The organism is Tamlana crocina (assembly GCF_012037625.1).
The window spans coordinates 1-297 of sequence record NZ_JAAVJS010000782.1 but is presented as its reverse complement, the minus strand read 5'-3'; the positions used below and the strand labels follow the sequence as shown (position 1 = coordinate 297).

The 297-nt window shown below is 39.7% G+C and carries 1 protein-coding gene; it reads right to left on the bottom strand.

The features are described from left to right. Positions 1-4: 4 nt before the first annotated feature. The coding region (locus tag HC176_RS18990) for an adenylyl-sulfate kinase (protein WP_167920520.1) at positions 5-297 on the bottom strand (293 nt) is incomplete at its 5' end.

Here is a 297-nt window from a genome sequence, read left to right as displayed (position 1 = left end):
CTCATTATAGTTTCATTTTATGTTCAAGGTATTTTAGCAGCCTCTCCACAGCTTCCTCTACAGATTCTTCTTCCGTTTTGATTTCAAAATCTGGTGAGTCCGGAGCCTCGTAAGGAGAACTTATTCCCGTGAAATTTTTAATCTCTCCGTTCCTGGCTTTTTCGTAAAATCCTTTCACATCTCTTTCTTCACAGATCTCAAGAGGAGTGTTCACATAAATTTCGAGGAAATTGTCCTTTCCAATAATCTCCTTTGCCTGCTCCCGGTCTTCTTTTAAAGGAGAAATAAAGGCCGTGA